Raw genomic sequence first — 24,855 nt, 5'->3', positions numbered from 1 at the left:
GCTCAGAACCATTGCTTGGGAAGGGGGTACGGCGGATGTCGTCTCGGACAGAGTGGCACGGGGTGGGCGACCGGCTCGCCCCGGTGCTGCGGCCGGTGCGGGCGGGCAACGGCTTCGAGGAGGCCCTGGAGCAGATCCTCCAGGTGGTACGGCTCGGTCTGGTACCGGGCGGCGAACGACTGCCCGCGGAGCGGGAGTTGGCGGAGCGGCTGGGGATCAGCCGGGTGACGCTGCGCGAGGTGCTGAAGGTGCTCCAGGACCAGGGCCTGGTGGAGGCGCGGCGCGGGCGGTACGGCGGAACGTTCGTGCTGCCCCGCGCGGACGCCGCCGGCGAGGACGAGCTGCGGCGGCGGATCGCGGCGGTCGACGTCGAGGACGTGCTGCGCTTCCGCGAGGTGCTGGAGGTGGGCGCGGCCGGGCTGTGCGCGGCGCACGGGCTGACGGGCGACCAGGCCGAGCGGCTGCGTACGGCGCTGGCCGAGACGCACGAGGCGCCGCTGGCCGACTACCGGCGCCTGGACACGCTGTTGCACCTGACCCTGGCCGAGCTGTGCGGCTCGCCCTCCCTGACCGCCCAGTACGCGGCGGTACGGGCGCAGGTCAACGAGCTGCTGGACTGCATCCCGCTGCTGGTGCGCAATCTGGAGCACTCCCAGCGGCAGCACACCGCGCTGGTGGAGGCGGTGCTCGACGGGGACGCCGACGGCGCGCGGGAGATGATGCGGGAGCACTGCGCGGGGACGGCGGCGCTGCTGCGGGGCTTCCTGACGTGAGTGCGGGGCTTCCCGGCGCACGCGGATTCTGCAAAGGTATGACTGTATACCTTTCGGGGAGGCTGGCATGGGCGGACGACCGCTGATCGGTGTGAGCACGTATCTGGAGGCCGGGGCCCGCTGGGGGGTCTGGGAGCTGGAGGCCGCGCTGCTGCCGGCCTCGTACCCCCGGCTGGTCCAGCGGGCCGGGGGCCTCGCGTGCATGCTGCCGCCGGACGCGCCCGAGCTGGCCGCGGCGGCGGTCGCCCGGCTCGACGGCGTGGTCGTCGCGGGCGGCCCGGACGTGGACCCGGTGCACTACGGCGCCGAGCGCGATCCCCGCACCGGCCCGCCGGCCCCGGCCCGCGATGCCTGGGAACTCGCCCTGATCCACGCGGCGCTGGCCGCCGGCACGCCGCTGCTGGGCATCTGCCGGGGGATGCAGCTGCTGAACGTGGCGCTCGGCGGGACGCTGGTCCAGCACATGGAGGGGCACGCGGAGGTGGTGGGCGTCTTCGGCGGGCACCCGGTGGAACCGGTGCCGGGCACGCGGTACGCCTCCCTGGTCCCGGAGACGGTGTCCGTCCCCACGTACCACCACCAGTGCGTGTCCCGCCTCGGCCGCGGTCTCCTGCCGTCGGCTTTCGCGGAGGACGGCACGGTGGAGGCGGTGGAACTGCCGGCCGAGCGTGGGTGGGCGCTGGGGGTGCAATGGCATCCGGAGATGGGGGAGGATCTGCGGGTGATGGAGGGGTTGGTGCGGGCGGCGGGTTGATTCGTCCGCGCCGCGGGGGCCGGGCCGGTGGCCGACCGCGGGCCCGCCATGGCCACTCGCGTAGGGCCTCGCGTCCCTTCAAGGCGCCCCAGCCACGAGGCCGGCTGGAAACAGTGGGCGGCTGCGGGCCGCATGTGGCCGCTCGCGCCGGGCACCGCGCCCCTTCAGGGCGCCCCAGCCGCTGGGCCGGCCGGAAACCGCCACCGAAAGCCCCGGGCCCCGGGGGGCGGCTGCGGGCCCGCCACGGCCGCTCGCGAAGTTCCCCGCGCCCCTTCAGGCGCCTCAGCCACGGGGCCGGCTGGAAACCGCCACCGAAAGCCAGGCCCGGTGGACGGCTGCGGGCCGCATGTGACCGCTCGCGCAGGACCCCGCGCCCCTTCAGGGCGCCCCAGCCGCGTCCCGCCCCGGCTCAGGCCCGCGTCAATGCCAGCAGATCCCGCGCGGGACCCGTCGGCCGGTGACCCGTCGGCCACACCGCCCGCAAGTCCCGCCGTAGCGACACCCCTTCCACCGGCACCGCCACCAGCCGCCGCAGCGCCAGTTCCTCCCGCACCGCCAGTTCACTGAGCACCGACGGCCCCGCCCCGCTCACCGCCGACGCCTTCACCGCCGTCGTCGAGGACAGCTCGATCAACGGCCGGGCCAGCCCCCCGAGCGCCGCGTCCAGCACCTGCCGCGTCCCCGACCCCCGCTCCCGCAGGATCAGCGGCGTCCGCCCCAGCTCCTCCGGCGACAGCGGCCGACGGCGCCGCGCCCAGGGATGCCCCGGCGCCGTCACCACGATCAGCCGGTCGCGCCCGATCACCACCGCGTCGAGCCCCGAGGGCACGGACAGCCCCTCCACGAACCCCAGGTCCGCCTCGCCGGCCAGCAGCAGCTCCGCCACCCTCGCCGAGTTCCCGGCCAGCAGCGACACCGCCGTATCGGGACGCTCCGCGTGCAGCGCGAGCAGCCAGCCCGGCAGCAGGTACTCGGCGATGGTCATGCTCGCCGCCACCCGCAGCCGCGAGTCCCGCCGGTCCCGCAGTGCCCGCGCCCCCGCGTCGAACGCCGCCGCCGCCTCCACCACCCGCCGCGCCCAGTCCGTCACCAGCACGCCCGCGTCGGTCAGCCGGGACCCCCGCGGCGAACGGTCCACCAGCGCGACCCCCAGCTGCCGTTCCATCGACCGGACGCGGCTGCTCGCCGCCGGCTGCGTGATCCCGACCTCCCGCGCCGCCGCGCCGAGGCTCCCCAGCCGCGCCACCGCGAGCAGCAGCTCGAGCGCCGCCAGATCCGGCACCCGGTGCGCCAACGACCCCGTGCCCTCGCGCTCTCCTCCGGACCCCTCCGCCTCGCTCATAAGACCAGCTTATGCCCTCATAGAGGGGAACTCCCTGGTCAGGGACGATGCGTGAAGGCACGGTGATGCCATGGTCACCGCCGCCCCGCCCCTCCCCGTCACGCGCGCACCCCGCGCCGCCCTGGTCCGCCACCTCGGACCCAACTGGTACGCCTCCGTCATGGGCACCGCCGCCGTCGGCACGGCCGGCACCGCGCTGCCGGTGAGCCTGCCGCCCGGCGTGCACACGCTCCTCGCGGCGGTGTGGGCGCTGTCGCTGCTGATGCTGGTGACCTTGCTGGCGGCCCGCACCCTGCACTGGCTCCACCACCGCGACCAGGCCCGCGCCCACCTCCTCGACCCGGCGATGGCCCCGTTCTACGGCTGTGTCTCCATGGCCCTGCTGGCCGTGGGCGGCGGCGCGCCGACCGCGGGCCGCGACTGGCTCGGCATGAGCACGGCCGTCGCCTTGGACGGCGTGCTGTACACGGCGGGCACGGCGATCGGGCTGGCGGCGGCCGTGGCCGTGCCGTACCTGATGTCCGTACGGCACCGCATCGAGCCCTCCCAGGCCTCCCCGGTGTGGCTGCTGCCGCTGGTCGCGCCGATGGTGTCGGCCGCGCTCGGTCCGCTGCTGGTGCCGCATCTGCCGCCGGGCCAGCCCCGTGCGACCCTGCTGCTGGCCTGTCTCGCGATGTTCGGGCTGAGCCTGTTCGCCACGCTGCTGGTGCTGCCGCTGGTCCTCGGCCGGCTGATCACCTCGGGCCCGCTGCCGCTCGCGCTCACCCCGACGCTGCTCCTGGTCCTCGGCCCGCTCGGGCAGTCCACCACCGCCCTCGGCTCGATCGCGAACGCCGCCCCCGGCGTCGTACCGGCCTCCTACGCGCACGGCCTCACGGTGTTCTCCGTGCTGTACGGCGTGCCGGTGATGGGCTTCGCGCTGATGTGGCTGGCGCTGTCCCTGGCCCATCTGGTGCGGGCCCGCCGCCGGGGCATGGGGTTCGCGATGACCTGGTGGGGCGCCACCTTCCCGGTGGGCACCTGCGTCACCGGCGCGGCCGCCCTCGCCCGGCACACCTCCCTCACCGCGTTGCAGGCGCTGTCCGTCGCGCTGTACGTCCTGCTCGTGGGGGCCTGGCTCGCGGCGGGGCACGGCACGGTGCGCGGGCTGCTCAGCGGTGAGCTGCTCGCAGGGCCTCGCCCAGCGTCTGCGGCGCCCACGCCAGAGACGGGCCGTACCACGTCAGATCCCGCCCGCTGACCAGGGCGCAGGCCAGTCCGGGGAAGGCCTCCGGGCCGTCGTCGGCGGTGAAGCGGTAGGGCTCGTCCGGGAGGACGACCACGTCGGGGGCCGCCGTCCGCAGCTCGTCCAGGGGTATGCGGGGGTAGCGCTCCGGGTGGTCCGCGTACAGGTGGTCGATGCCGAGGCGGGCCAGCACATCGCCCGCGAAGGTGTCGCGGCCGACGACCATCCAGGGCCTGCGCCAGATCGGCACGACCGCGGTGCGGCGCTCCGCCGGCTCCGGCAGCGCGCCCCATGCCGTCTCGGCCTCCCGCAGCCAGCCCGGCCGCTCGGGCGCCCCGCACGCCGCCAGCACCCGCGCCAGCTCCGTGAAGGCCTGGGGCACGGTACGCACCTCGGTGACCAGCACCTCCAGCCCCGCCGCACGCAGCGCGTCGAGGTCCGGGACGCGGTTCTCCTCCTCGTTGGCGATCACCACGTCCGGCGCGAGCTCGACGACGCGGTCCACCTTGGGGTTCTTCGTCCCGCCGATCCGGACGACGTCCAGCTCCCCCGGATGACTGCACCAGTCCGTGGCGCCGACGAGCGCGCCGGGCAGCGTCTCGGCCACGGCCTCGGTGAGCGAGGGGACCAGGGAGACGACGCGCCTCACCGGGTCCGGTCCTGCACGGCCTCGATGTGCTCGGCCACCGCCACCACGACGATCCGGGTGTCCGGCACGGTCGCCCGCCAGCGGTGTCTGACCCCGCCGGTGAGATAGAGCGTGTCGCCCCGGCCGAGGCGGTAGGCGCGGCCCTCGGCCTCGATCTCGACCGCGCCGTCGGCCACGTACATCAATTCGTCGTTGCGGTGCTGGAACTCGCGGCCCGCGTCGTGGTCGCCGGTGAACTCGGAGGCGTGCAGCTGGTGGTGGCCGCGGACCAGGTTGCGGGTGCGGGGGGTGAAGTCGTCCTCGGTGAGCGGCTCGGCGCGCACCAGGTCGACGCTGGCCGCCGGGTCCGCCGCGGCGAGGAGTTCGACGGCGGTGGTGCGCAGCGCGTCGGCCAGCTTCTCCAGGGAGGTGCTGCTCGGCCGGGCCCGGTCGTTCTCCACCTGGCTGAGGAAGGGCACGGACAGGCCGGTGCGCTCGGCGACGACCGCGAGGGTCAACTCCAGGGCACGCCGACGCCGCCGGACCGCCGCGCCCACCCGTACGGGCTGCTGCTCTTTGTGGTCGCCCATCGCTCCGGCTCCCTCCCTCGCTCGTCGTGCTCGTCGTGCGTCTCGTGAATGGCTTCACTGCACCCTACGCATGTTCGGCAAACGGTTACATGCGCGTGTCACATCCCCGTCTCACCGAATACCCCCTACCCTCGCGTTCTCGCCAGGCGTCGGCGTCCCGGAGGGCTCCTCCCGTGACTTCCTCCGTGGGGATGAACATGCCCTGCGACCGCAGTCATCACGCTGGGTGATTGGCCGGATTCTTCCCGTAAGGGACGCGGTTTCCCTGCCCTGAGGGGGAAAACCGCGAGGGGCGGACGGCTCCGTACTCCATCGTCGTACGGTGCCGTCCGCCCCTCGGGCGGCGGTCCGGGCCGGTCAGGTCACCCGGTCGCCCGGCGGTGGTTCATCCGGCCGTCTGGCAGCGGGTCACCCGGCCGCCTGGCTCTGGGCGTGCTCGCCGGAGACCGGCGCCCACTTGTCGACCAGGCCGGGGTTCTCCCGCAGCCAGGCGCGGACCGCGTCCTGCTCCTTGCCCTTGCCGGCCCCCTGGATCTTCGCCTCCAGGCCGGTGAGCTGCTTCTCGGTCATGGAGAAGTCCTTCAGCCAGCGGGCGACCTGCGGGTTGTCCCCCGCGAACCCCTTGCGGGACAGGGTGTGCACGCCGTCGCCCTTGCCCCAGGCGCCCTTCGGGTCCTTGAGCTTCTTCAGGTCGTAGCTGCTGTAGGCCCAGTGCGGGGACCACAGAGTGACGAGGACCGGCTGCTTGCGGGCGTAGGCGCGCTTGAGCTCGGCGAGCATGGCCGGGGTCGAGCCGTCGATCACCTGGTAGGTGCCGTCGAGCCCGTACTCCTTGAGGACCTTCGACTTGAGCAGGCTCATCTCGCCGGCGCTGGGCTCGATGCCGACGATCTTCCCGCCGAACTCGGACGCGTGCGCCTTGAGGTCGGCCAGGGAATCGACGTCCTTCACGTAGGAGGGCACGGTCAGCTCCAGGGAGGTGGGGCCGTACCACTTGCCGAGGTCGTCGAGCTGCTTGCCGTACTTCTTCCAGTACTCGGCGTGCGTGGTCGGCAGCCAGGAGTCGGTCTCGAAGTCGATCTGCCCGGTGGCGAGGCCGGTGTAGAGGGGGCCGGCCGCGTACTGGGTGGTGGTGACCTTGAAGCCGCGCTCCTGGAGGATCTCCTTCCACAGGTAGGTGGAGGCGATGCCCTCGTCCCAGGGGATGTAGCCGATCTTGATCTCCTTGCCCTTGCCGACGTCGGCGCCGGAGGCCTCGGAGGTGGTGCCGTTGGGACCGAACACGCCGATCGCGCCCGCGGCGAGCACCAGGACGACGATCCCGGCGACCGCGACGACCGGGCGCGGCCGGCACGACCACGCGCGCCGGGGCGCCTTGGCGGCGGCCCTGCGCCCGGACGGGGAGAGCTGGGTGCCCAGGGCGCCGGTGATGCGGTCCAGGTAGATGGCGAGGACGACGATGCCGACGCCGGCCTCGAAGCCGTACCCGATGTCGAGCTGGCCGATGGCCTCGTTCACGGCGCCGCCGAGGCCGCCGGTGCCGACCATGCCGGCGATGACGACCATGGACAGGCCCAGCATGATCACCTGGTTGACGCCGGCCATGATGGTCGGCAGGGCGAGCGGCAGCTGGACCCGCCACAGGATGTCGCGCGGGCTGGTGCCGAACGCCTCGGCGGCCTCGACCAGTTCGGGGTCGACCTGGCGGATGCCCAGCTCGGTCATGCGGACACCGGGGGCGAGCGCGAAGATCAGGGTGGCCACGACGCCGGCCGCGGTGCCGAGCCCGAAGAACAGCATGGCCGGGATCAGCAGGACCATCGAGGGCATCGTCTGGAGCAGGTCCAGGACGGGCCGTACGGCGGCGCCGACCGCCTTGGAGCGGGCCGCCCAGATGCCCAGCGGGATCGAGATCACCAGGGCGATCACAGTGGCCACGAGAACCAGGGCGAGCGTGGACATCGCCTGGTCCCACAGCTGGAGCGAGTCGACCAGGGCGAATCCGGCGAAGGCGAGGACACCGGCGAGCAGGCCGCGCAGCCACCAGGCGAGAACGGCGAGGATGCCGGCCATGAGCAGCGGCGTGGGGGCGCCGAGGACGGCGTCGATGCCGTTGTACATGCCCTCCATGACGGCCTTGATGGCGTCGAAAAGCCAGGCGAGGTGGCCGACCAGCCAGTTCACACCGGAGTCGACCCAGTTGCCGAGGGGCAGCCTAGGCACGGCCGATCACCTTCTTCCCGTCCTCGGCGAAGCCGTCGCAGGCGGCGGGCTCGCCCTGTTCGTCGCCGAGGAATCCCACCAGGCGCTGCCGGGGCACCACGCCGACGAGGGTGCGGTCGGCGTCCAGGACGGCGACCGGGTGCGGCAGCCGGGCGCTGATCGCGCACAGCTCGGTGAACGGCGTGTCCGGCGTCGCCGTCTCGCAGCCGCAGTCGGCCTCGTCGCCGCGCGGGTCGGTGTCCATGACGGCGGCGGCGGTGAGCACCCGCGAGCGGTCGACGTCCTGGATGAAGGACGCCACGTAGTCGTTCTCGGGGCGCAGCAGGATGTCCTCGGCGGTGCCGGTCTGCACGATGCGGCCGTCGCGCATGACGGCGATCCGGTCGCCCAGACGCATGGCCTCGTTGAGGTCGTGGGTGATGAAGACGATGGTCTTCTTCAGCGTCTTCTGGAGCTCCAGGAGCTGGTCCTGCATGTCGCGCCGGATCAGCGGGTCCAGGGCGCTGAAGGACTCGTCCATGAGCAGCAGATCGGCGTCGGTGGCCAGGGCGCGGGCGAGGCCGACGCGCTGCTGCATGCCGCCGGACAGCTCGTCGGGCCAGGACTTCTCCCAGCCGGCCAGGCCGCACAGGGCGAGCGCCTCGTCGGCGCGGCGTTCGCGCTCGGCGCGGGGCACGCCCTGCACTTCCAGGCCGTAGGCGGCGTTGTCGCGGACACTGCGGTGCGGGAACAGCGCGAAGTGCTGGAAGACCATGCTGATCTTTGTCGCACGCAGTTCGCGCAGGCCGCGGTCGCCGAGCGCGGTCAGCTCCGCGCCGTCGAAGCGCACGCTGCCGGCGGTCGGCTCCAGCAGACCGTTGAGCATCCGCAGCAGGGTGGACTTGCCGGAGCCCGACAGGCCCATGACGACGAAGATCTCCCCCGCCTCGACCCGGAAGGAGGCGTCGATCACGGCGGCGGTGGTGCCGTCGGCGCGCAGCTCCTCCCGGTCGGCGCCCTTCCGCAGGCGCTCCACTGCGTCGTCCGGTCGTCTGCCGAACACCTTGAACAGGTGCTCCGCCTCAAGCCTGGCTTGCACGCGAACCTCTTGTCTCGGGAACAGGGAACAGGAGACGAAGGCCCGGCGACCGTCGGAAGGCCGGTGACAAAGGCCACCGACCGGTTGAAAAGCGCACTACTTCGCTCCTGACGGCGCCCCTGCCCAGGTCAAGCCGAGGCAAACTCAGAGGTGGCCGGGCTCACCGCGATGCGCATCGCGCAACGCGTTCCAGGACGAAAGGTGCGCGAGGTGACGGGGGATGACTGTCAGTGGCGTACGGCATGATGCGAAGCGTGACCGGACGACTGATGCTCCTCGACACCGCCTCGCTGTACTTCCGCGCCTACTTCGGTGTGCCCGACTCCGTGCGGGCGCCGGACGGCACCCCGGTGAACGCCGTGCGCGGGCTGCTGGACTTCATCGACCGCCTGGTCAGGGACCACCGGCCCACCCGCCTGGTGGCCTGCATGGACGCCGACTGGCGGCCGAAGTGGCGGGTCGAGCTGATCCCCACCTACAAGGCGCACCGGGTCGCCGAGGAGCACACCGGCGCCCCGGACGCGGAGGAGGTGCCGGACACCCTCGCCCCGCAGGTGCCCGTCATCGAGTCCGTGCTGGACGCGCTCGGCATCGCCCGCGTCGGAGTCGCCGGCTACGAGGCGGACGACGTGATCGGCACCTTCACCGCCCGCGCCACCGGCCCGGTGGACATCGTCACGGGCGACCGCGATCTGTACCAGCTGGTGGACGACGGACGCGGGGTGCGGGTGCTGTACCCGCTCAAGGGCGTGGGCACCCTCCAGGTGACCGACGAGGCGGTGCTGCGCGAGAAGTACGGCGTCGACGGACGGGGGTACGCGGACCTGGCGCTGCTGCGCGGTGACCCGAGCGACGGACTGCCGGGCGTGGCCGGGATCGGCGAGAAGACGGCCGCCAAGCTGCTCGCCGAGTTCGGCGACCTGGCCGGGATCATGGCGGCCGTGGACGACCCGGAGGCGAAGCTCACGCCCTCGCAGCGGCGGCGGCTGACCGAGGCGCGGCCGTATCTCGCGGTGGCGCCGAAGGTGGTGCGGGTGGCCGGTGACGTGCCGCTGCCGCAGGTGGACACCGCACTGCCGGGCACCCCCCGCGATCCGGCGGTCCTGGAGGGACTGGCCGCCCGCTGGGGCCTGGGCGGTTCGCTCCAGCGGCTGCTGGCCACGCTGAGCGCCTAGAAGCCGCGGAAACGGGGCCGTCAGGTCGGCAATATTCCAGCAAAGGGCGGCCGTTGAATCACAAGGGAAGATCGGGCCGACGGAAGAGATGTTAACTTAGGTATACCTTACCCAGTTCGCAGGAGGCCGTGATGGCAGAGCGTCCGGAACGAAAGCCGCGCAAGGTCCACGTGGCCCGCGTGGTGCGCACCGAGCGGCTGACCCCGCACATGCAGCGCGTGGTGGTCGGCGGCGACGAACTCGCCGGGTTCGCGGCGGACACCTGCACCGATCACTACGTGAAGCTCCTGTTCGGCCCGCCGGACGTGACCTATCCGGAGCCCTTCGACCTGGAGCGGATCCGCGCCGAGTTCCCGCGCGAGCAGTGGCCGGTGACCCGCACCTACACCGTGCGCGACTGGGACGCCGAACACCGCGAGCTGACCCTGGACTTCGTGATCCACGGCGACGAGGGCCTGGCCGGCCCCTGGGCGCTGCGGGCCCAGCCCGGCGACACCCTGCGCTTCATGGGCCCCGGCGGCGCCTACGCCCCCGACCCGGACGCCGACTGGCATCTGCTCGTCGGCGACGAGAGCGCGCTGCCCGCCATCGCCCGCGCCCTGGAGTCCCTGCCCGCCGGCGCCCCGGCGCACGCCTTCGTGGAGGTCTCCGGGCCCGAGGAGGAGCAGAAGATCGACTCCGCCGCGGAGATCGTCTGGGTGCACCGCGGGGACCGCCCGGTCGGCACCGCCCTGCTGGCGGCCGTACGCGCCCTGGAGTTCCCCGAGGGCCGCCCGCACGCCTTCGTGCACGGCGAGGCCGGGTTCGTGAAGGAGCTGCGCCGGCTGCTCCGGGTCGACCTGCGGATCCCGCGCGAGGACCTCTCGATCTCCGGCTACTGGCGCCTCGGTCACAACGAGGACGGCTGGCAGGCGTCCAAGCGGGAGTGGAACGCCCGGATCGAGGCGGAGCAGGAGGGCGGCGCGCGGGCCGCCTGAGCCCCGCGCCGGCGAGCCCGTCCGTCCGGGCGGGCCTCAGCGCGCGTTGATCCTGCCGAACGGCACATGCACGCTCGGCGTGGTCCGCGCCGTGCTCTCCAGCTGCGTCACCTGGTCGTCGAAGAAGATGTGCGGATCCAGCACCTTCATCACGGCGCCCTTGTCCACGCCGCCCAGGAAGAACGCGCCGTTGACCCGCACGCCCCACTGCTTGAGGCTGTTCACGGCCCGCTCGTGCGCCGGGGCGTTGCGCGCGGTCACGATGGAGACATGGACCCGCGGCTCGTACTCCGGGTCCGCCCCGCGCCGTTCCTCCTCCCGGCTCTGGATCCGGTTCACCCCGGCAAGGAAGTCGCGCAGCGGCCCCGCGTCGTGCGGGGTCGCCGCGTTGCGCGCCTCGTGCGCCCGGAACTCCTCCAACCCCTGCGACTGGTAGACCTGTTCGGCCGCGTCGCCGGCCAGCACCCCGTCGAAGTCGAACGCGATCCGCAGCTCCCGGTCCGCGGCGTCGTCCGGATACGCCGCCCCCAGCACATGCCCCGCGGGCAGCCCCGCCGCGACCGCCTCGCGTACGTCGTCGCCGTTCGCCGACAGGAACAGCGACATGTTCAGCGCCGGCATGAACCTGTACGGGGAGCGGCCCTGCATGAACACGGCCCGGCTGATGGGCAGTTCACGGGCCTGTATCGAGCGCATGACCCGCAGCCCGGTGTCGGGGTCGTTGCGGGAGAGGATGATGACCTCGACCAGCGGATCGCCCGGCTCCCCGAGGTCGTTGAGCGACAGCAGCCTGCGGATGAACGCGAACGCCACTCCGGGACGCAGCGTGTCGTCCCGCTTCTCCTCCTGGTAGGCCCGGTAGGCCTCCTCGCCCTGCTCCCTGAACACCGCGTCGGATTCCCGCAGATCGAACAGGGCGCTGGAGGCGACGCCGACGACGAGCCGGTTCGCGAGGTCATAGGCAGGCATGCGCCCATCTTCACACCGGCCCGCGCCGGCACAACGGCGTGCCGCCGGCTCGGGTTCAGTCCCCGCGCACCCGTGCGTGCAGATGCATGTCGTGCCAGCCGTCGAGGTGCAGGTACGCCTTGCGCCGGGTGCCCTCCGCGGCGAAGCCGGCCTTGACGGCGACCCGGCAGGAGGCCTCGTTGGCGGTGGAGTGCATCAACTCCAGCCGGTGGAACCCGATCTCCTCGAACGCCCAGTGCGTCAGCGCGGCGGCCGACCGGGTCGCCACACTGCGGCCGCGGGCCTGCGCCACGGTCCAGTAGGCGAGTTCGGCCAGCCCGTCGGCCAGCTCGATCTGCCGCAGCGCCACCCGGCCCATCAGCAGCCCGGTGCCCTCCGCCACGACCGCCCACTGCGGCTCCCGCTCCCCAGCCCACGCCCGCCGCCACCGCGTGATCCATTCGGCGGCCTCCGCCTCCGACTCGCAGGACCTGCCGTGGAAGCGGTGCATCAGCGGGTCCTGGAACGCCGCGTGCACGGCGGGCGCGTCCTCCTCCTGCCAGGGGCGCAGCAGCAGACCGTCACCGGTGGGAATGACGGGCTGCTCGGTACGGGCGAGGGCGCCGGGGGTCAGCACCGGGCGGGTGAGAAGGGGCATGATCCCCATACTGCCGCCCCCGCGCCCCGCTCCCCCGGCCGATCTACGACGACCACCCCTCGCACCCCTGACCGTCACCCCCCGTCACCCCACCCGCCGCCCTGCCCGCCCCCGACCGCTCACCCCGCCCGCCGTCCTGGGCCGCCCCCGGCCGCTCACCCCCGCTCCCCCGACCCCCTCGTACCCTTGACCAGGTGAGACGCCGTACGCCACCCCCGCCCGCCCCGCTCCCCCAGCGCGACGGGGTCGATCCCGTACGGGTGCGGCTGCCCGCGGACGGCGCGTGGGCCACCGTGCGCGAACACCTGGTGGCGCGGCTCACCGGCGCCGGGCCCGGTGTGATCGAGGCGATGTTCGCGGCCGGGCTGATCGTGGGGGCCGACGGGCGGCCGGTGCCGGCGGACGCGCCGTACCGGCCGGGAATGTTCGTGTGGTTCCACCGCGAGCTGCCCGCCGAGGTGCCGGTGCCGTTCCCGCTGCCGGTGGTGTACCGGGACGAGCACATCGTGGTGGCCGACAAGCCGCACTTCCTCGCCACCACCCCGCGCGGCGGCCATGTCGCCCAGACCGCGCTCGCCCGGCTCCGCCACACCCTGGGCGTCCCGACCCTGACCGCCGCCCACCGCCTGGACCGGCTCACCGCCGGGCTGGTGCTGTTCACGGTGCGGCCCGAGGAACGCGGCGCGTACCAGCGGCTGTTCGGCGAACGCCGGGTGACCAAGGAGTACGAGGCCGTCGCCCCGTACGACGCCTCGCTCGCCCTGCCACGGACCGTGCGCAGCCGGATCCTCAAGGAACGCGGGGTGCACGCGGCACGCGAGGTCGAGGGCGAGCCCAACGCCGAGACACGGGTGGAGCTGGCGGAGCGGCGCGGCGGGCTCGGCCGGTACCGGCTGCTGCCACGCACCGGGCAGACCCACCAGCTGCGGGTGCACCTGAACGCGCTCGGCGTGCCCATCCTCGGCGACCCGCTCTACCCGCTGGTGACCGCCCCGGTGCCGCCCGGCGACTTCCGCCGCCCCCTGCAACTGCTCGCCCGGGGGCTGGAGTTCACCGATCCGGTCACCGGCGTCGCGCACACCTTCACCAGCGGGCGCACCCTCCAGGCCTGGTCCGCCTACGCCGAGTGGGCGGCGGACTGACCCGGCCCGCTCACTCCCCGCGCCACCAGCGCAGCAGCCGCTGCCAGAGCCCCCGCGCCGGTACCGGGACCGGGACCGGGACCGGCGGCGGAAGGGGCCGGGCCTGCGGCACGGCGGCGGGGAGCGCCGCGCCCTGTGCCTCCCGGCGCTCGGCGGGCAGCCGCAGGTCGGCGGGGAGCCCTGCGCCCGCGTAGGCGCGCGGCGGCATGTCCGTGTCCTGCTGCGGCTTGGGTTCGAACCGCACCGGCAGCGCCACCAGGTGCCGGGAGGCGATGGAGGAGCGCCAGCGCAGGTCCTCCTCGGCGCAGGCCAGCTGCACGTCCGGCAGCCGGGTCAGCAGGGCGTCGACGCCGACGTCGGCGATGGCGCGCCCGATGTCCTGCCCCGGACACTCGTGCGGGCCGCCGCCGAAGGCGAGGTGGGAGCGGTTGCCCTGCATGCTCGCGGCCAGATCGGGCCGTACCCGCGGGTCGATGTTGCCCGGCGCGGGCGCGAACAGCAGCCCGTCGCCCTTGGTGATGCGCTGCCCGCCCAGTTCGGTGTCCTGCTTGGCGTAGTAGCCGAAGACGGTGCTGAACGGCGGCTCGTCCCACAGCGACTGCTCGATCGCCTCCGGCACGGTCATCTGCCCGCCGTTGAGCCGGGCGCGGAAGCCGGGCTCGGTCAGCACCATGCGCAGCGCGTTGGCGAGCAGGTTGGCGGTGGCCTCGTAGGCGGCGAACAGGACGAGCCGCAGGTGTTCGCGGACCTCGTCGTCGGTGAGCCCGGCCTCGTGCAGGACGAGGTGGCTGGTGAAGTCGTCCTCGGGCCGGGCGCGGCGGCGCAGGGTGAGCCGGTTCAGCGCGTCCATGACGTAGGCGTGGCTCTGGATGGCGGTCTCGGTGCCCTTGAGGGCGTCGCGGGCGGCCTGCACCATCCGGTCGTTGTACTCCTCGGGCATGCCGAGGATCTCGCACAGCACCGCCATCGGCAGATGCTCGGCGAACTGCGCGACCAGGTCGGCGCGGCCGCGCTCGCAGAAGCCGTTGACCAGGTGCTGGGTGTGGCCGCCGATGTGCCGGCGGACGCTGCGGTGGTCGATGGTGGCCATGGCGGAGGTGACCGCGTTGCGCAGCCGCAGGTGTTCGTCGCCCTCGACGTGGGAGCAGATGGGCTGCCAGGCGATGTGCGGCATCAGCGGGTGGTCCGGCTTGACCCGGCCGTCGAGCAGCGGAGCCCAGATCCGGCTGTCGCGGGTGTACTGCGAGGGGCTGCGCACCACCTGGAGGTTCTCGGCGTGCCCGAGCACCACCCACATCGGTACGTCGTCGTGCAGCAGTACGGGGGCGACCGCGCCGTACTGTTCGCGCAGCCGTTCGTAGAGGTCGTCCAGGTCCTCCGCGCCCGCGCCGTAGAGCCGGTGCAGTCCGCCGGGGCCGAGGCCGTGCGCGGGGCAGCCGGGCGGCGGGCCGGACAGGGGGGCGTCGGGGGCCGAGAGGGCGGTCGGAGGCTGGGGTTCAGGCGTCACAATGATCGCTCCGGAACGGAAAAAGTGTGCGGGTGAGTCAGGTGAGGGCGCCGGAGAGGGCGAGCGAGTGCAGGAACCGCATCAGGGTGAGCAACACGTCCTTGCTGGAGGCCCGGCGGCGCACATCGCATTCGATGATCGGGATGTCCGGGGTCAGGTCGAGTGCGGTGCGCAGTTCCTCCAGGGGGTAACGGGGCGCGTCCGGGAAGGAGTTGACGGCCACCACGAAGGGCACGCCGCGTTCCTCCAGGCGGCCCATGACGTCGAAGCTGACCTCCAGGCGCCGGGTGTCGACGAGGACGACCGCGCCGAGCGCCCCCTCGAACAGGCCGTTCCACAGGAACCAGAAGCGCTCCTGGCCGGGGGTGCCGAACAGGTAGAGCACCAGCTTGTCGGTGATGCTGATCCGGCCGAAGTCCATGGCGACGGTGGTGGCCGTCTTGGACTCGGAGCCGTAGTTGTCGTCGATCCCGATGCCGGCCTGCGTCATGGTCTCCTCGGTGGTCAGCGGTTTGATCTCGCTGACGGAGCCGACCATGGTGGTCTTGCCGACACCGAAGCCGCCCACGATCACGATCTTCACCGCGGCCTGGGCGGTGTGCGGCAGCTGGTCCGCGGCGCGCGGTCCGGGGATCGTGTCAGAGCCTTTGAAGTCCATGCATCACCGCTTCGAGGAGGGAACGGTCGGGGGCCGTGCGGCGGGTGACCGGGGCGCGCGCCTGCACCAGTTCGGCCGTGATCATCTCCGTGATCAGTACCGTCATCGCGCTGAACGGCAGGGAGAGGTAGGCCGACAGCTCGGCCAGGGACAGCGGGGCGGTGCACAGTTCGAGCACCGCCGTGTGTTCCGGCGAGGCGCCGGGCGGCGGGGTCCGGCGGGCCACGATCAGGGTCACGAGGTCGAGTTCGGCGCGCCCGCCGTCGGCGGTCCCGGTGACCGCGTAGAGCCGCTCGGGGTTGCGGGGCGGCGGCTGGCCGTCCGGGGTGCCGTGTGCGTGCGGTCCGTCCGCGGCGCCGTGTGCGTGCGGTCCGTCCGCGGCGCCGCGCGGGGTACGGCCGTCCGCCACTCCGGCGTGCGGAGGGGGCCGTAACCGCGGTGAGGAGGGGGACGGTGACGGCGAGCTGGGCGGGTTCGGCAGGCGCCGCTGTCGTCGTGGAGGGGTCATACGGTCTGCCCGTCCCGCCGGGGCGGACTGGTGAGGTGGGCGCCGATCCGCACCACGAGGTCGCGCATCATGCCGCTCATCCGGCCCGGTTCGCAGGTGACGTCGGCGAGCACGGCGAGATAGGCGTTGGCGCCCGCGTTCATCAGGTAGAAGTAGCCGCCCTCGATCTCCACGACGACGACCTTCATCTCGCCGGCGCCGGGGATCTCCTGGATGATGGCGCCGGCCAGGCTCTGCACGCCCGCGCAGGCGGCGGCCACCCGGTCGGCGGCGTCGGGATCGCCGCCGTAGCGGGCGATGCGCAGTCCGTCGGAGGACAGCACCACGATCATCTCGATGCCCGGCACTCCGTCGTTGAGCTGCTTGAGCATCCAGTCGAAGTTGCCTCGCTGCTGGATCACTGGACGGTCCCCTCGTCGTCGGCCTCGGTGGGGGCGGCCGAGTCATCGATCAGGTGCAGGTACTTGGTGGGGTTGAGCGTGAAGTCGGTCAGCTCGGGGGCGGTGGCGCCCTCCGGCATGCCCTTGCGCAGCCCGTCGAAGAAGTCGTCGATCCACATGCCCGGCGGCCGTTCGATGAGCTTCTTGCGCTCGGGGTCCATCTCCGGCTCGGGCTCGGGTTCCTGGCGGGTCTGGGACCAGATCGTGGGCCGGCCCTCGCGTTCGGCCCGCTCGATGGCGGCCTCCTCGGCCCAGCGCTGGCTCAGCGGGACCTTCACCCGGCTGCGGCGCTGCGGCAGGCCGCCCGCCGTCCACTCGGTGACCTCGGGGACGTCGTCCTCCATGGAGATCCCGGCGGGGATCTTGGGGCTGGTGGGGCGGCGCGTCTTCGGCCGCCGCTTGGGGCCCTCGACGGCGCCGAGTTCGGGCATCGGAATACCGGTCGCGCCGATGCCGTGGGCGACGCCGACGCCGGGCTCGGTGGTGGTCATCACGCGCGGCACGATGAGGATCGCGCGCAGCCCGCCGTAGGCGGAGGTGCGCAGCGAGACCTCCATGTCGAACTGCTTGCACAGCCGGCCGACGACGGCGAGCCCGAGGCGCGGGTTGTCGCCGAGGTTGTGCGCGTCATCGCCGTTCTTGGCGTCCTCGATCATCTTCTCGATGCGGATCCGGGACTCCTCGTTGAGGCTGACCCCGGCGTCCTCGATCTCGATGACGATGCCCGTCTGCACCTCCACGGCGGTGACGTGCACCTTGGTGGTGGGCGGCGAGTAGCGGGTGGCGTTGTCGAAGAGTTCGGCCGCGGCGTGGATGACCGGTTCGACCGCGGTGCCCTTGATGTTGATGTTGCAGATGGACGCCAGGTGGATGCGGTGGTAGTCCAGGATCCGGGACATGGCGCCGCGCAGGGTGCTGTAGAGGGACACCGGCAGCGGCCACTGGCGGCCGGGCCGGCCGCCGCCGAGGACGCCGATGGTGTCGGCGAGCCGGCCGATCAGCGAGCTGCCGTGGTCCAGGCGCAGCAGGTCGTCGAAGACCTCCGGGTTGCGGCCGTGGTCCTCCTCCATCTCCCGTAGTTCCACGGCCTGTTGGTGGACGATGGCCTGGACGCGGCGGGCGATGCTGACGAAGGAGCGCTCGGTGGCGATCCGCATGGTGATCTCGTGGTCGGCGCCACGCAGCGCGACATGGGTCAGCTCGCGGTAGACGTCGGGCAGGACCCGCAGGTCGGGGTCGGCGTCGTAGACGTTCGCGAGGACGTCGCGGAGCATCTCGCCGCGGGCGAGCCGGGCGAAGCCCCACGGCAGGATGTCCTTGGCGAAGCGGTGGACCAGCGCCTGGTGTTCGGCGAGCCGCTGCTCCAGGTAGGCGCTGTCGCGGGCGTGCGCGGCCTGCTCCTCGCGGAGCCGCCGGCCGCGCCGGGCGGCCTCGGCGCCGGTGACCAGGACGAGGAGTACGGCGAGGGCCCCGCACAGGGCGACGGCGACGCGGGCCGGCTCCGGCACCAGGGCGGCGGCGGCCCCGCTCGCCACGGCCATCACTATGGCGGGCGGCAACAGGACGCGGGCGTAGGGACGTTCCCGGCGACCGGGCGGCTTCGGAACACTCACCATGGATGCCTTCTGGGACGGATCGGCTGGGTGTCGGGAGGGTTTTCGGGGGGAAGATTCATGGCACAGACCGGATCTTCGGCATGTTTGGGAACAGGCGCGCGAATCAGCTCAACGTGGTGCGCCGCGGGCGAGCTTAGTCCGACCGGATCATCGCCGTGTCATATTCAGCGACCGCCTGAAATCACCCCGGCACCAGGAGTACGCTCGACCCCATTTACACGCTGCGCTTCTGTTCGAACACATTCGGTCATGGCGTACAGGCATACGAAAACCGGCCCACCCCGAAGGGTGAGCCGGTCAATGGCCGGGTGCCGGTCAGGCCACCGACGAGTAGGCCACCACGCCCCGCAGCAGTTGGTCGACGGCCTTGCGCGCCGCCTTGGCCACGGTCGAGCCCTCGCCGGGCGCCGCCGCCGAGATCTGCCCCAGGACGTCGATCACCTGCTTGCACCAGCGCACGAAGTCGCCCGCCGGCATCTCCGCCTCCCGCAGCACCTCGTCCAGGCCCTTGCCGGATGCCCACATGTAGGCGGCCCAGGCGAAGCCGAGATCGGGCTCGCGCTGGCCCACGCCCTCGGTCTGGCTGATCCGGAAGTCCTCCTCCAGACCGTCGAGCCGGCCCCAGATCCGCACCATCTCCCCCAGCGCGGCCTTCGCCTTGCCGGAGGGCAGCTTGGGCGCCACGGCGTCGTCGCTGAGCCGCGCTTCGTACACCAACGCCGAGACGCACGCGGCGAGTTCGGCGGGCGCGAGGCCCTCCCAGACGCCCTCGCGCAGGCATTCGCTGGCCAGCAGGTCCAGTTCGCCGTACAGCCGGGCGAGCCGCCGGCCGTGCTCGGTGACCTCGTCGCCCCGCAGGTAGTCCAGCTCGGTCAGCAGGGCGACGATCCGGTCGAAGGTCCGCGCGATGGTGTTCGTGCGGCCCTCGATCCGGCGCTCCAGCTGCGAGGTGTCACGCAGCAGCCGGTGGTAGCGCTCGGCCCAGCGGGCGTGGTCCTCACGGTCGTCGCACCCATGACAGGGGTGCGCGCGCAGGGCGGTGCGCAGCCGGGCGATCTCCCGGTCGTCGGCCGCCTGCGAGCGCTTCTTGCGGGCCCGCTCCGGCGGGATGTGCCCGGCCTTGGAGCGCAGCGCGGACGCCAGGTCACGGCGCGACTGCGGCGAACGCGCGTTGAACGTCTTCGGGATCCGCATCCGGTCCAGCGGTTCGACCGGAACCGGGAAGTCCATCGACGCCAGCCGTTTGACCTGCCGCTCGGCCGTCAGCACCAGCGGGCGCGGCCCGTCCTGGTGGTCGAAGCCGCGATGCCCGTTGGACCGGCCGGCCGGCAGACCCGGATCCAGCACCAGCGCGAGCCCCGCGTACTTGCCCGTGGGCACATGGATGACATCGCCCGGCCTGAGCTTCTCCAGGGCCGCGGCCGCCTCGGCGCGCCGCTGGTGGGCGCCCTGCCGGGCAAGCTCGGTCTCCCGGTCCTTCAGCTCGCGCCGCAGCCGCGCGTACTCCTCGAAGTCGCCGAGGTGACAGGTCATGGACGCCCGGTAACCGGCCAGCCCCTCCTCGTTGCGCTGCACCTGCCGGGAGATACCGACCACCGAACGGTCCGCCTGGAACTGCGCGAACGACGTCTCCAGCAGCTCGCGCGAGCGGTGCCGCCCGAACTGCTCGACCAGGTTGACCGCCATGTTGTACGACGGCCGGAAGCTGGAGCGCAGCGGATACGTACGGGTGCCCGCGAGCCCGGCCAGGTGCTCGGGGCTCATCCCTCGCTGCCAGAGCACCACCGCGTGGCCCTCGACGTCGATGCCCCGCCGGCCCGCCCGTCCCGTCAGCTGCGTGTACTCGCCCGGCGTGATGTCCGCGTGCTGCTCGCCGTTCCACTTGACGAGCTTCTCCAGCACCACCGAGCGGGCGGGCATGTTGATGCCGAGCGCGAGGGTCTCGGTCGCGAACACGGCCTTGACCAGACCGCGCACGAACAGCTCCTCCACGACCTCCTTGAAGGTCGGCAGCATGCCCGCGTGATGGGCGGCGATGCCCCGCTCCAGGCCCTCCAGCCACTCGTAGTACCCGAGGACGTGCAGGTCCTCGGAGGCGATGTGGGCGGTGCGCTCCTCGACCAGGGCCCGGACCCGGTCCCGCGCCTCCTCGTCGTTCAGCCTGAGTCCCGCGTACAGGCACTGCTGTACGGCGGCCTCGCAGCCGGCGCGGCTGAAGATGAAGGTGATGGCCGGCAGCAGTCCCTCGGCGTCCAGCCGCTCGATGACCTCGGGCCGGCCCGGCGTCCACATCCGCGAGCGCTGCCTGCGCTCCCGCTCCCGGTCGGCCTCCCGCATCGCCCGCCCCCGGCGACGGTCCTGGTACGACGGCCGGGTCGCCTCCATCCGAGCGAGGCGCACCAGGTCGGGGTTGACGGCCTTCTTGTGGCCCTCGCCCTCCTCGAACAGGTCGTACATCCGCCGCCCGGCCAGCACATGCTGGAACAGCGGCACGGGCCGGTGCTCGGAGACGATCACCTCGGTGTCGCCGCGGACGGTGTCCAGCCAGTCGCCGAACTCCTCCGCGTTCGACACGGTCGCCGACAGTGACACCAGGGTCACCGAGGCGGGCAGGTGGATGATCACCTCCTCCCAGACGGCGCCGCGGAAGCGGTCGGAGAGGTAGTGCACCTCGTCCATGACCACATGGCCGAGGCCCAGCAGGGTCTGGGAGCCCGCGTACAGCATGTTCCTGAGCACCTCGGTGGTCATCACGACCACCGGTGCCTCGGAGTTCACGCTGTTGTCGCCGGTGAGCAGGCCGACCTTGTCCGCGCCGTAGCGGCGGCACAGGTCGGCGTACTTCTGGTTCGACAGCGCCTTGATGGGTGTCGTGTAGAAGCACTTCTTGCCCTGGAGCAGGGCGAGGTGGACGGCGAACTCGCCGACGATCGTCTTGCCGGAGCCGGTGGGGGCGGCCACCAGCACTCCTTTTCCGGCTTCGAGTGCCTGGCAGGCCTCGATCTGGAAGGGGTCGAGGCCGAAGTCGTACATCTCGCGGAAGGACGCGAGTGCGGTGGCCTGCTCGGCTGCCCGCTGGCGGGCCGCCGCGTACCGCTCGGCCGGTGAGAGGTCCTCTGTCATCGTGCTTTCGAGCGTACCGGGCCCGACCGACAACAGGACGATCATTATCCGGAACGTGCGCTGAGCAGAGAAATGCCCCCGGCACGGGAGAGCCCGGTGCCGGGGGCGGGTCGCCTCGCCTGTGGCGTGGGTCAGGTCACGTCGTCGTAGCCGTTGACGTGGTCCTTGCCCGGCAGCTCGGGGGCCGGGCTCGCGCTCACGGCCTCCACCTCGCCGACCGCCTCGGGCGTGAGGTCCAGCTCCGATGCCTCGTCGTCGGACAGCCCGTCACCCGCGCGGCGGGCCCGACGCCGGTCGTTGACCAGCGAGAAGGCCACCGCGATGAAGAACAGCGCCCAGATCGGCGTCGCCAGCGCCAGCATCGACATCGGGTCCGCGCCGGGCGTGGCCACCGCCGCGAAGGCGGCGATACCGACGACCATGGCCCGCCACCAGCCGAGCATGCGCTTGCCGGACAGGATGCCCGTCAGATTGAGCATCACCAGCAGCAGCGGCATCTCGAAGGCGAGGCCGAAGACCACCACCATGCGCGTCACCAGGTCGAGCAGCTTGTCCAGCGACAGCAGGTTCTCCACCCCGGACGGGGTGAGGTCGATCATCACCTTCGCCGTGACGGGCAGTACGTGGTACGCGAGGAAGCCGCCGCCGAGGAACAGCGGCACGCCGAAGCCGACGAACGCGTACGCGTACTTCTTCTCGTGCCGGTGCAGGCCCGGCGCGACGAATGCCCACAGCTGGTAGAGCCAGACCGGGGAGGCCAGCACCACGCCGGCGGTCAGCGACGCCTTCAGCGCCAGTGTGAACGGGCCCAGCAGGTCACCGATGGTGATGTGCGCGCAGTGGGTGTCCTTGCTGGCCTTCGACAGTTCGCCGAAGGACTGGTGGCAGCCCACCGAGCGCAGCAGCGGCGCGGTGATGAAGTCGATGATGTCCTTGTAGAAGAAGGCGGAGACGATCGTGACGACGACGATCGCCAGGACACCCTTGGTGAGCCGGTTGCGCAGCTCACGCAAGTGATCCCCGAGTGGCATGCGCCCCTCGGGGTCCCTCTCCGTGCGGGCGGACTTGAGCAACCCACATCCTCATCTCGTGCAGCGGACCGGGGCCCCGGCCCTCGCGTCAGCGCTGGGTGGAGTCGGTCGGCTCGTTGACCGGGCGGGAGCTGGTCACATCGCCGGGCGCGGCCTGGATGGTGCGCTGCGCGGGAGCCGGCTCCTCCGCGGGCTGGGCGGAGGTGGCGTTCTGCTTGCCGCCGTCGTCCTTCATCGCCTTGGCCTCGCTCTTGAGGATACGAGCGGACTTGCCGAGGGAACGGGCCATGTCCGGGAGCTTCTTGGAACCGAACACAAGGACGATGACCAGCACCAGAAGCACCAGGTGCCACGGCTCAAGTGCGTTGCGGAACATAAGTCTTCACCTTCTCACTGAGGCGGGGCGACGGCTTGTCCGACCGATCGGACAGGTGTCCGACCATCGTGCCGGCAGCGATCGTATCGTCCGGGGGTGAACGTGGGACACACCCCGTGCGTACTCCAGCTCTGCGGACCGCGCCTCGTTCTTCGGGCCGCGACCAGCAGCGTACCTGCCCGGAGCGGCAAGGTGACAGGGCGAAGTGACCCAAAGCGCATCACAAGACGACATCACAGGGCGTCCACGGCCCGTGCCGCGCTCACCGCCGACCGCTCCAGGTCCTCGGCGGCCCGGTTGATGCGCTGCGCGGACTCCGCGACCTGTCGCCCGAGGCGCCGCGCCTCCACGAACACCCGGACGGCGAGCACTCCCAGGACGGCGAGGCCCAAAAACCCCATGGCTACGGCGAGCATCGGCCAGAACATGACGTCGAGCCTAGACCGTCCGGCGGCCCGGTCCGCACCCGGCCGCACCGGGGGCGGCGGCCGGCTACACGGTCGAGTGGAGCCGCAGGGTCCGCACCCCGCCCCCCGTGAGCAGTTCCACGATGCGCTCGCCGGCCGGTTTGCGGACCGAGGCGCCGCAGTCGGGGCAGGTGAAGGAGTAGAACGTGGTGCGGTGGCTCGCGCCGATGGCCAGCCGCAGCGCGCTCGCGGCCAGCTCGAAGCGGCCCCGGCAGTCCGGGCAGCCGGCCCGGAACACCACGGGGGCCACCCCCCGCATCCCCGCGAACGCGGTCGCCACCGTCATCCCGCTCGCACCGGACACCGTCGTCCCGCTCGCACCGGACACCGCGGACTCGTTCACAGCCGTCACTCCCCTTCCGCCGGTCGCTCCACCGGCCGATCCGCCGACCGGTCCATGAGCCGATCCACCAGCCGATCCGCTGACCGGTCCGAGACCCGATCCATCAGCCGGGCCGCCGACCGGTCCATGAGCCGGGCCAGCGGCCTGCCCGCGGGCCGGGCCGCCGCTCGCCCGTGTTCCAGCCGACCCGGCCACGCACCGCGGGCACGCCCTAAGGAGCGGGCGGGCCCCCTCGCCCGGCGGTTCATCCGCGCACCCCCGCGGCGTCCGGCGCCGGGTCCGACGGGACGTCGTACGCCGCCAGCGCCTCGGCCGCCGCCCGGCGGGCGCTGTCGGCCAGCTCGGGCGGGGAGACGATCCGGCCGTCCCGGCCCAGCCGCAGCGCCAGGCGGCGCAGCGAGGCCGGCTCGGGGGTGCGCAGGGTGATGCGCAGCCCGCCGTCGGGCAGTTCCTCGGCGCTGTCGTGCGGGTAGTACTCGGCGACCCAGCGTCCGCCGGGCCCGACCTCGACGACCACCTCGGGGTCCTCGGCGGCCGGCTGCACCAGCGCCTCGGACAGGTCGCGCAGCTCCACCTCGGGCGGCGCGGACGGCTCGTCCAGGATGCGGATCTCGGCGACCCGGTCCAGCCGGAAGGTGCGCCGGGCCTCGGAGCGCCGGCACCAGGCCTCGACGTACGTGTGGCCGACGCTGACCAGGCGGATGGGATCGATCTCGCGCTCGGTGACCTCGTCGCGGGCCGGCGAGTAGTAGCGGATCCACAGCCGGCGGCGCTCGGAGATGGCGCGGTCCACGTCCGCGAAGACGCCGCCCTCGGACTCGAAGGTCACCGACAGCCGGGAGCTGGCGCCCGCGGCCTCGCCCGCCGCGGTCTCCACCTTGGCGGTGGCCCGCAGCAGCGCCTGCCGGTCGCCCTCGCGCAGCCCCGGCAGGGTGGCGACCGCGCGGGCCGCCACCAACAGGGCGGTGGCCTCGTCGGCGGCCAGCCGCAGCGGCTCGGCGGCCTCCTCGCCGAGCGCGGCCGGGTTGTGCCACCAGATGCGCTCGCCGTCGGTGTCGATGTCCAGCAGATCACCGCCGCGGAAGCTGGTGCCGCACATCGGCAGCAGGTCGAGGTCGGCGACCAGCTCGTCCTCGGTGATCCCGAACGCGCGGGCCACGTCCGCGATCCGGGCGCCGGGCCGCTCGCGCAGATACGTCACCAGGGAGAGCATCCGCCGGGTCTGGTCGATCGCGTTGACGGTTCTGACCGGTTTGCCTGCCACAGTCCTCCC

24 protein-coding genes are annotated in these 24,855 nt (G+C 72.7%); 6 read left to right on the top strand and 18 right to left on the bottom strand.

Going from position 1 to position 24,855, the window contains the following annotated elements:
• Nucleotides 1-35: 35 nt before the first annotated feature.
• On the top strand, nucleotides 36-773 hold the full coding sequence (locus ACE4Q9_RS26880; protein ID WP_397986806.1) for a FadR/GntR family transcriptional regulator: 738 nt from the start codon (nucleotides 36-38) through the stop codon (nucleotides 771-773).
• A 67-nt stretch (nucleotides 774-840) separates the two neighbouring features.
• Complete coding sequence (locus ACE4Q9_RS26875; protein ID WP_397986805.1) at nucleotides 841-1,527, top strand: gamma-glutamyl-gamma-aminobutyrate hydrolase family protein; 687 nt, start codon at nucleotides 841-843, stop codon at nucleotides 1,525-1,527.
• A gap of 409 nt (nucleotides 1,528-1,936) precedes the next feature.
• Here the strand turns inward: ACE4Q9_RS26875 and ACE4Q9_RS26870 are convergent, their stop codons facing one another.
• On the bottom strand, nucleotides 1,937-2,869 hold the full coding sequence (locus tag ACE4Q9_RS26870) for a LysR family transcriptional regulator (protein ID WP_397986804.1): 933 nt from the start codon (nucleotides 2,867-2,869) through the stop codon (nucleotides 1,937-1,939).
• A gap of 70 nt (nucleotides 2,870-2,939) precedes the next feature.
• Here ACE4Q9_RS26870 and ACE4Q9_RS26865 point away from each other — a divergent pair, with 70 nt between their 5' ends.
• Nucleotides 2,940-4,109, top strand: a complete 1,170-nt coding sequence (locus ACE4Q9_RS26865; protein WP_397986803.1) for a TDT family transporter — start codon at nucleotides 2,940-2,942, stop codon at nucleotides 4,107-4,109.
• Here ACE4Q9_RS26865 and ACE4Q9_RS26860 read toward each other — a convergent pair.
• From ACE4Q9_RS26860 to ACE4Q9_RS26845, 4 genes are all read right to left on the bottom strand, one after another.
• Nucleotides 4,021-4,743 (bottom strand): helical backbone metal receptor, encoded by a 723-nt coding sequence (locus ACE4Q9_RS26860; RefSeq protein WP_397986802.1) that lies wholly within the window; start codon nucleotides 4,741-4,743, stop codon nucleotides 4,021-4,023. The genes ACE4Q9_RS26865 and ACE4Q9_RS26860 overlap by 89 nt on opposite strands.
• The gene (locus ACE4Q9_RS26855) at nucleotides 4,740-5,312 is read right to left on the bottom strand and encodes a helix-turn-helix domain-containing protein (protein ID WP_397986801.1); all 573 of its coding nucleotides are present in this window, start codon (nucleotides 5,310-5,312) and stop codon (nucleotides 4,740-4,742) included. Before ACE4Q9_RS26855 ends, ACE4Q9_RS26860 begins: the two co-directional genes overlap by 4 nt.
• Nucleotides 5,313-5,720: 408 nt before the next feature.
• Nucleotides 5,721-7,535, bottom strand: coding sequence for an ABC transporter permease/substrate binding protein (locus tag ACE4Q9_RS26850; protein WP_397986800.1), 1,815 nt, complete (start codon nucleotides 7,533-7,535; stop codon nucleotides 5,721-5,723).
• Complete coding sequence (locus ACE4Q9_RS26845; protein WP_397986799.1) at nucleotides 7,528-8,613, bottom strand: glycine betaine/L-proline ABC transporter ATP-binding protein; 1,086 nt, start codon at nucleotides 8,611-8,613, stop codon at nucleotides 7,528-7,530. The genes ACE4Q9_RS26850 and ACE4Q9_RS26845 overlap by 8 nt, the downstream gene beginning before the upstream one ends.
• A gap of 245 nt (nucleotides 8,614-8,858) precedes the next feature.
• Here ACE4Q9_RS26845 and ACE4Q9_RS26840 point away from each other — a divergent pair, with 245 nt between their 5' ends.
• On the top strand, nucleotides 8,859-9,788 hold the full coding sequence (locus tag ACE4Q9_RS26840; RefSeq protein ID WP_397987338.1) for a 5'-3' exonuclease H3TH domain-containing protein: 930 nt from the start codon (nucleotides 8,859-8,861) through the stop codon (nucleotides 9,786-9,788).
• A gap of 131 nt (nucleotides 9,789-9,919) precedes the next feature.
• Nucleotides 9,920-10,765 (top strand): siderophore-interacting protein, encoded by an 846-nt coding sequence (locus tag ACE4Q9_RS26835; RefSeq protein ID WP_397986798.1) that lies wholly within the window; start codon nucleotides 9,920-9,922, stop codon nucleotides 10,763-10,765.
• Between the two features lie 36 nt (nucleotides 10,766-10,801).
• On the opposite strand, the gene ACE4Q9_RS26830 is transcribed toward ACE4Q9_RS26835, so the two are convergent.
• The gene (locus ACE4Q9_RS26830; RefSeq protein ID WP_397986797.1) at nucleotides 10,802-11,734 is read right to left on the bottom strand and encodes a 5'-nucleotidase; all 933 of its coding nucleotides are present in this window, start codon (nucleotides 11,732-11,734) and stop codon (nucleotides 10,802-10,804) included.
• Nucleotides 11,735-11,789: 55 nt separating this feature from the next.
• On the bottom strand, nucleotides 11,790-12,371 hold the full coding sequence (locus ACE4Q9_RS26825; RefSeq protein WP_397986796.1) for a GNAT family N-acetyltransferase: 582 nt from the start codon (nucleotides 12,369-12,371) through the stop codon (nucleotides 11,790-11,792).
• A 194-nt stretch (nucleotides 12,372-12,565) separates the two neighbouring features.
• Between ACE4Q9_RS26825 and ACE4Q9_RS26820 the strand changes: the two genes are divergently transcribed.
• Nucleotides 12,566-13,513, top strand: a complete 948-nt coding sequence (locus ACE4Q9_RS26820; protein WP_397986795.1) for a pseudouridine synthase — start codon at nucleotides 12,566-12,568, stop codon at nucleotides 13,511-13,513.
• A gap of 10 nt (nucleotides 13,514-13,523) precedes the next feature.
• Here the strand turns inward: ACE4Q9_RS26820 and ACE4Q9_RS26815 are convergent, their stop codons facing one another.
• The 11 genes from ACE4Q9_RS26815 to ACE4Q9_RS26765 all read right to left on the bottom strand — a co-directional run bounded on the left by ACE4Q9_RS26815 (nucleotide 13,524) and on the right by ACE4Q9_RS26765 (nucleotide 24,846).
• Nucleotides 13,524-15,020, bottom strand: a complete 1,497-nt coding sequence (locus tag ACE4Q9_RS26815) for a cytochrome P450 (protein WP_397986794.1) — start codon at nucleotides 15,018-15,020, stop codon at nucleotides 13,524-13,526.
• 37 nt (nucleotides 15,021-15,057) lie between these two features.
• Nucleotides 15,058-15,678, bottom strand: coding sequence for a GTP-binding protein (locus ACE4Q9_RS26810; protein ID WP_397986793.1), 621 nt, complete (start codon nucleotides 15,676-15,678; stop codon nucleotides 15,058-15,060).
• Complete coding sequence (locus ACE4Q9_RS26805; protein WP_397986792.1) at nucleotides 15,659-16,186, bottom strand: DUF742 domain-containing protein; 528 nt, start codon at nucleotides 16,184-16,186, stop codon at nucleotides 15,659-15,661. Before ACE4Q9_RS26805 ends, ACE4Q9_RS26810 begins: the two co-directional genes overlap by 20 nt.
• Nucleotides 16,183-16,587 carry a roadblock/LC7 domain-containing protein gene (locus tag ACE4Q9_RS26800; protein ID WP_037651243.1) on the bottom strand — a complete coding sequence of 135 codons (405 nt, stop codon included), beginning with the start codon at nucleotides 16,585-16,587 and terminating at the stop codon, nucleotides 16,183-16,185. Before ACE4Q9_RS26800 ends, ACE4Q9_RS26805 begins: the two co-directional genes overlap by 4 nt.
• Nucleotides 16,584-18,242: an ATP-binding protein gene (locus ACE4Q9_RS26795; protein WP_397986791.1), complete on the bottom strand. Its 1,659-nt coding sequence runs from the start codon at nucleotides 18,240-18,242 to the stop codon at nucleotides 16,584-16,586. The genes ACE4Q9_RS26800 and ACE4Q9_RS26795 overlap by 4 nt, the downstream gene beginning before the upstream one ends.
• A 315-nt stretch (nucleotides 18,243-18,557) precedes the next feature.
• Nucleotides 18,558-21,410 (bottom strand): DEAD/DEAH box helicase, encoded by a 2,853-nt coding sequence (locus tag ACE4Q9_RS26790; RefSeq protein ID WP_397986790.1) that lies wholly within the window; start codon nucleotides 21,408-21,410, stop codon nucleotides 18,558-18,560.
• Between the two features lie 86 nt (nucleotides 21,411-21,496).
• Entirely contained in the window at nucleotides 21,497-22,438 is a 942-nt protein-coding gene (gene tatC, locus ACE4Q9_RS26785; protein ID WP_397986789.1) for a twin-arginine translocase subunit TatC, read from the bottom strand.
• A 46-nt stretch (nucleotides 22,439-22,484) separates the two neighbouring features.
• Nucleotides 22,485-22,772, bottom strand: a complete 288-nt coding sequence (gene tatA / locus ACE4Q9_RS26780) for a Sec-independent protein translocase subunit TatA (protein ID WP_397986788.1) — start codon at nucleotides 22,770-22,772, stop codon at nucleotides 22,485-22,487.
• A gap of 233 nt (nucleotides 22,773-23,005) precedes the next feature.
• A complete protein-coding gene (locus ACE4Q9_RS26775; protein WP_397986787.1) occupies nucleotides 23,006-23,200 on the bottom strand; it encodes a hypothetical protein in 195 nt (64 codons plus the stop codon).
• Between the two features lie 64 nt (nucleotides 23,201-23,264).
• On the bottom strand, nucleotides 23,265-23,525 hold the full coding sequence (locus ACE4Q9_RS26770; protein WP_397987337.1) for a hypothetical protein: 261 nt from the start codon (nucleotides 23,523-23,525) through the stop codon (nucleotides 23,265-23,267).
• A gap of 301 nt (nucleotides 23,526-23,826) precedes the next feature.
• Nucleotides 23,827-24,846: a helix-turn-helix transcriptional regulator gene (locus tag ACE4Q9_RS26765; RefSeq protein WP_397986786.1), complete on the bottom strand. Its 1,020-nt coding sequence runs from the start codon at nucleotides 24,844-24,846 to the stop codon at nucleotides 23,827-23,829.
• Between the last annotated feature and the right edge of the window lie 9 nt (nucleotides 24,847-24,855).

The organism is Streptomyces sp. AM6-12, from assembly GCF_044327085.1.
Lineage (GTDB): Bacteria > Actinomycetota > Actinomycetes > Streptomycetales > Streptomycetaceae > Streptomyces.
The sequence above is the reverse complement of the archived record's forward strand: the minus strand, read 5'-3'. Positions and strand labels throughout refer to the sequence as shown.

Coding starts and splice junctions, on each gene's coding strand:
- ACE4Q9_RS26835 (WP_397986798.1), top strand. CDS start 9,920: ATGGCAGAGCGTCCGGAACGAAAGCCGCGCAAGGTCCACGTGGCCCGC.
- ACE4Q9_RS26880 (WP_397986806.1), top strand. CDS start 36: ATGTCGTCTCGGACAGAGTGGCACGGGGTGGGCGACCGGCTCGCCCCG.
- ACE4Q9_RS26875 (WP_397986805.1), top strand. CDS start 841: ATGGGCGGACGACCGCTGATCGGTGTGAGCACGTATCTGGAGGCCGGG.
- ACE4Q9_RS26810 (WP_397986793.1), bottom strand. CDS start 15,678: ATGGACTTCAAAGGCTCTGACACGATCCCCGGACCGCGCGCCGCGGAC.
- ACE4Q9_RS26795 (WP_397986791.1), bottom strand. CDS start 18,242: ATGGTGAGTGTTCCGAAGCCGCCCGGTCGCCGGGAACGTCCCTACGCC.
- tatA (WP_397986788.1), bottom strand. CDS start 22,772: ATGTTCCGCAACGCACTTGAGCCGTGGCACCTGGTGCTTCTGGTGCTG.
- ACE4Q9_RS26805 (WP_397986792.1), bottom strand. CDS start 16,186: ATGACCCCTCCACGACGACAGCGGCGCCTGCCGAACCCGCCCAGCTCG.
- ACE4Q9_RS26870 (WP_397986804.1), bottom strand. CDS start 2,869: ATGAGCGAGGCGGAGGGGTCCGGAGGAGAGCGCGAGGGCACGGGGTCG.
- ACE4Q9_RS26770 (WP_397987337.1), bottom strand. CDS start 23,525: ATGACGGTGGCGACCGCGTTCGCGGGGATGCGGGGGGTGGCCCCCGTG.
- ACE4Q9_RS26865 (WP_397986803.1), top strand. CDS start 2,940: ATGGTCACCGCCGCCCCGCCCCTCCCCGTCACGCGCGCACCCCGCGCC.
- ACE4Q9_RS26775 (WP_397986787.1), bottom strand. CDS start 23,200: ATGTTCTGGCCGATGCTCGCCGTAGCCATGGGGTTTTTGGGCCTCGCC.
- ACE4Q9_RS26825 (WP_397986796.1), bottom strand. CDS start 12,371: ATGCCCCTTCTCACCCGCCCGGTGCTGACCCCCGGCGCCCTCGCCCGT.
- ACE4Q9_RS26790 (WP_397986790.1), bottom strand. CDS start 21,410: ATGATCGTCCTGTTGTCGGTCGGGCCCGGTACGCTCGAAAGCACGATG.
- ACE4Q9_RS26855 (WP_397986801.1), bottom strand. CDS start 5,312: ATGGGCGACCACAAAGAGCAGCAGCCCGTACGGGTGGGCGCGGCGGTC.
- ACE4Q9_RS26840 (WP_397987338.1), top strand. CDS start 8,859: ATGCGAAGCGTGACCGGACGACTGATGCTCCTCGACACCGCCTCGCTG.
- ACE4Q9_RS26830 (WP_397986797.1), bottom strand. CDS start 11,734: ATGCCTGCCTATGACCTCGCGAACCGGCTCGTCGTCGGCGTCGCCTCC.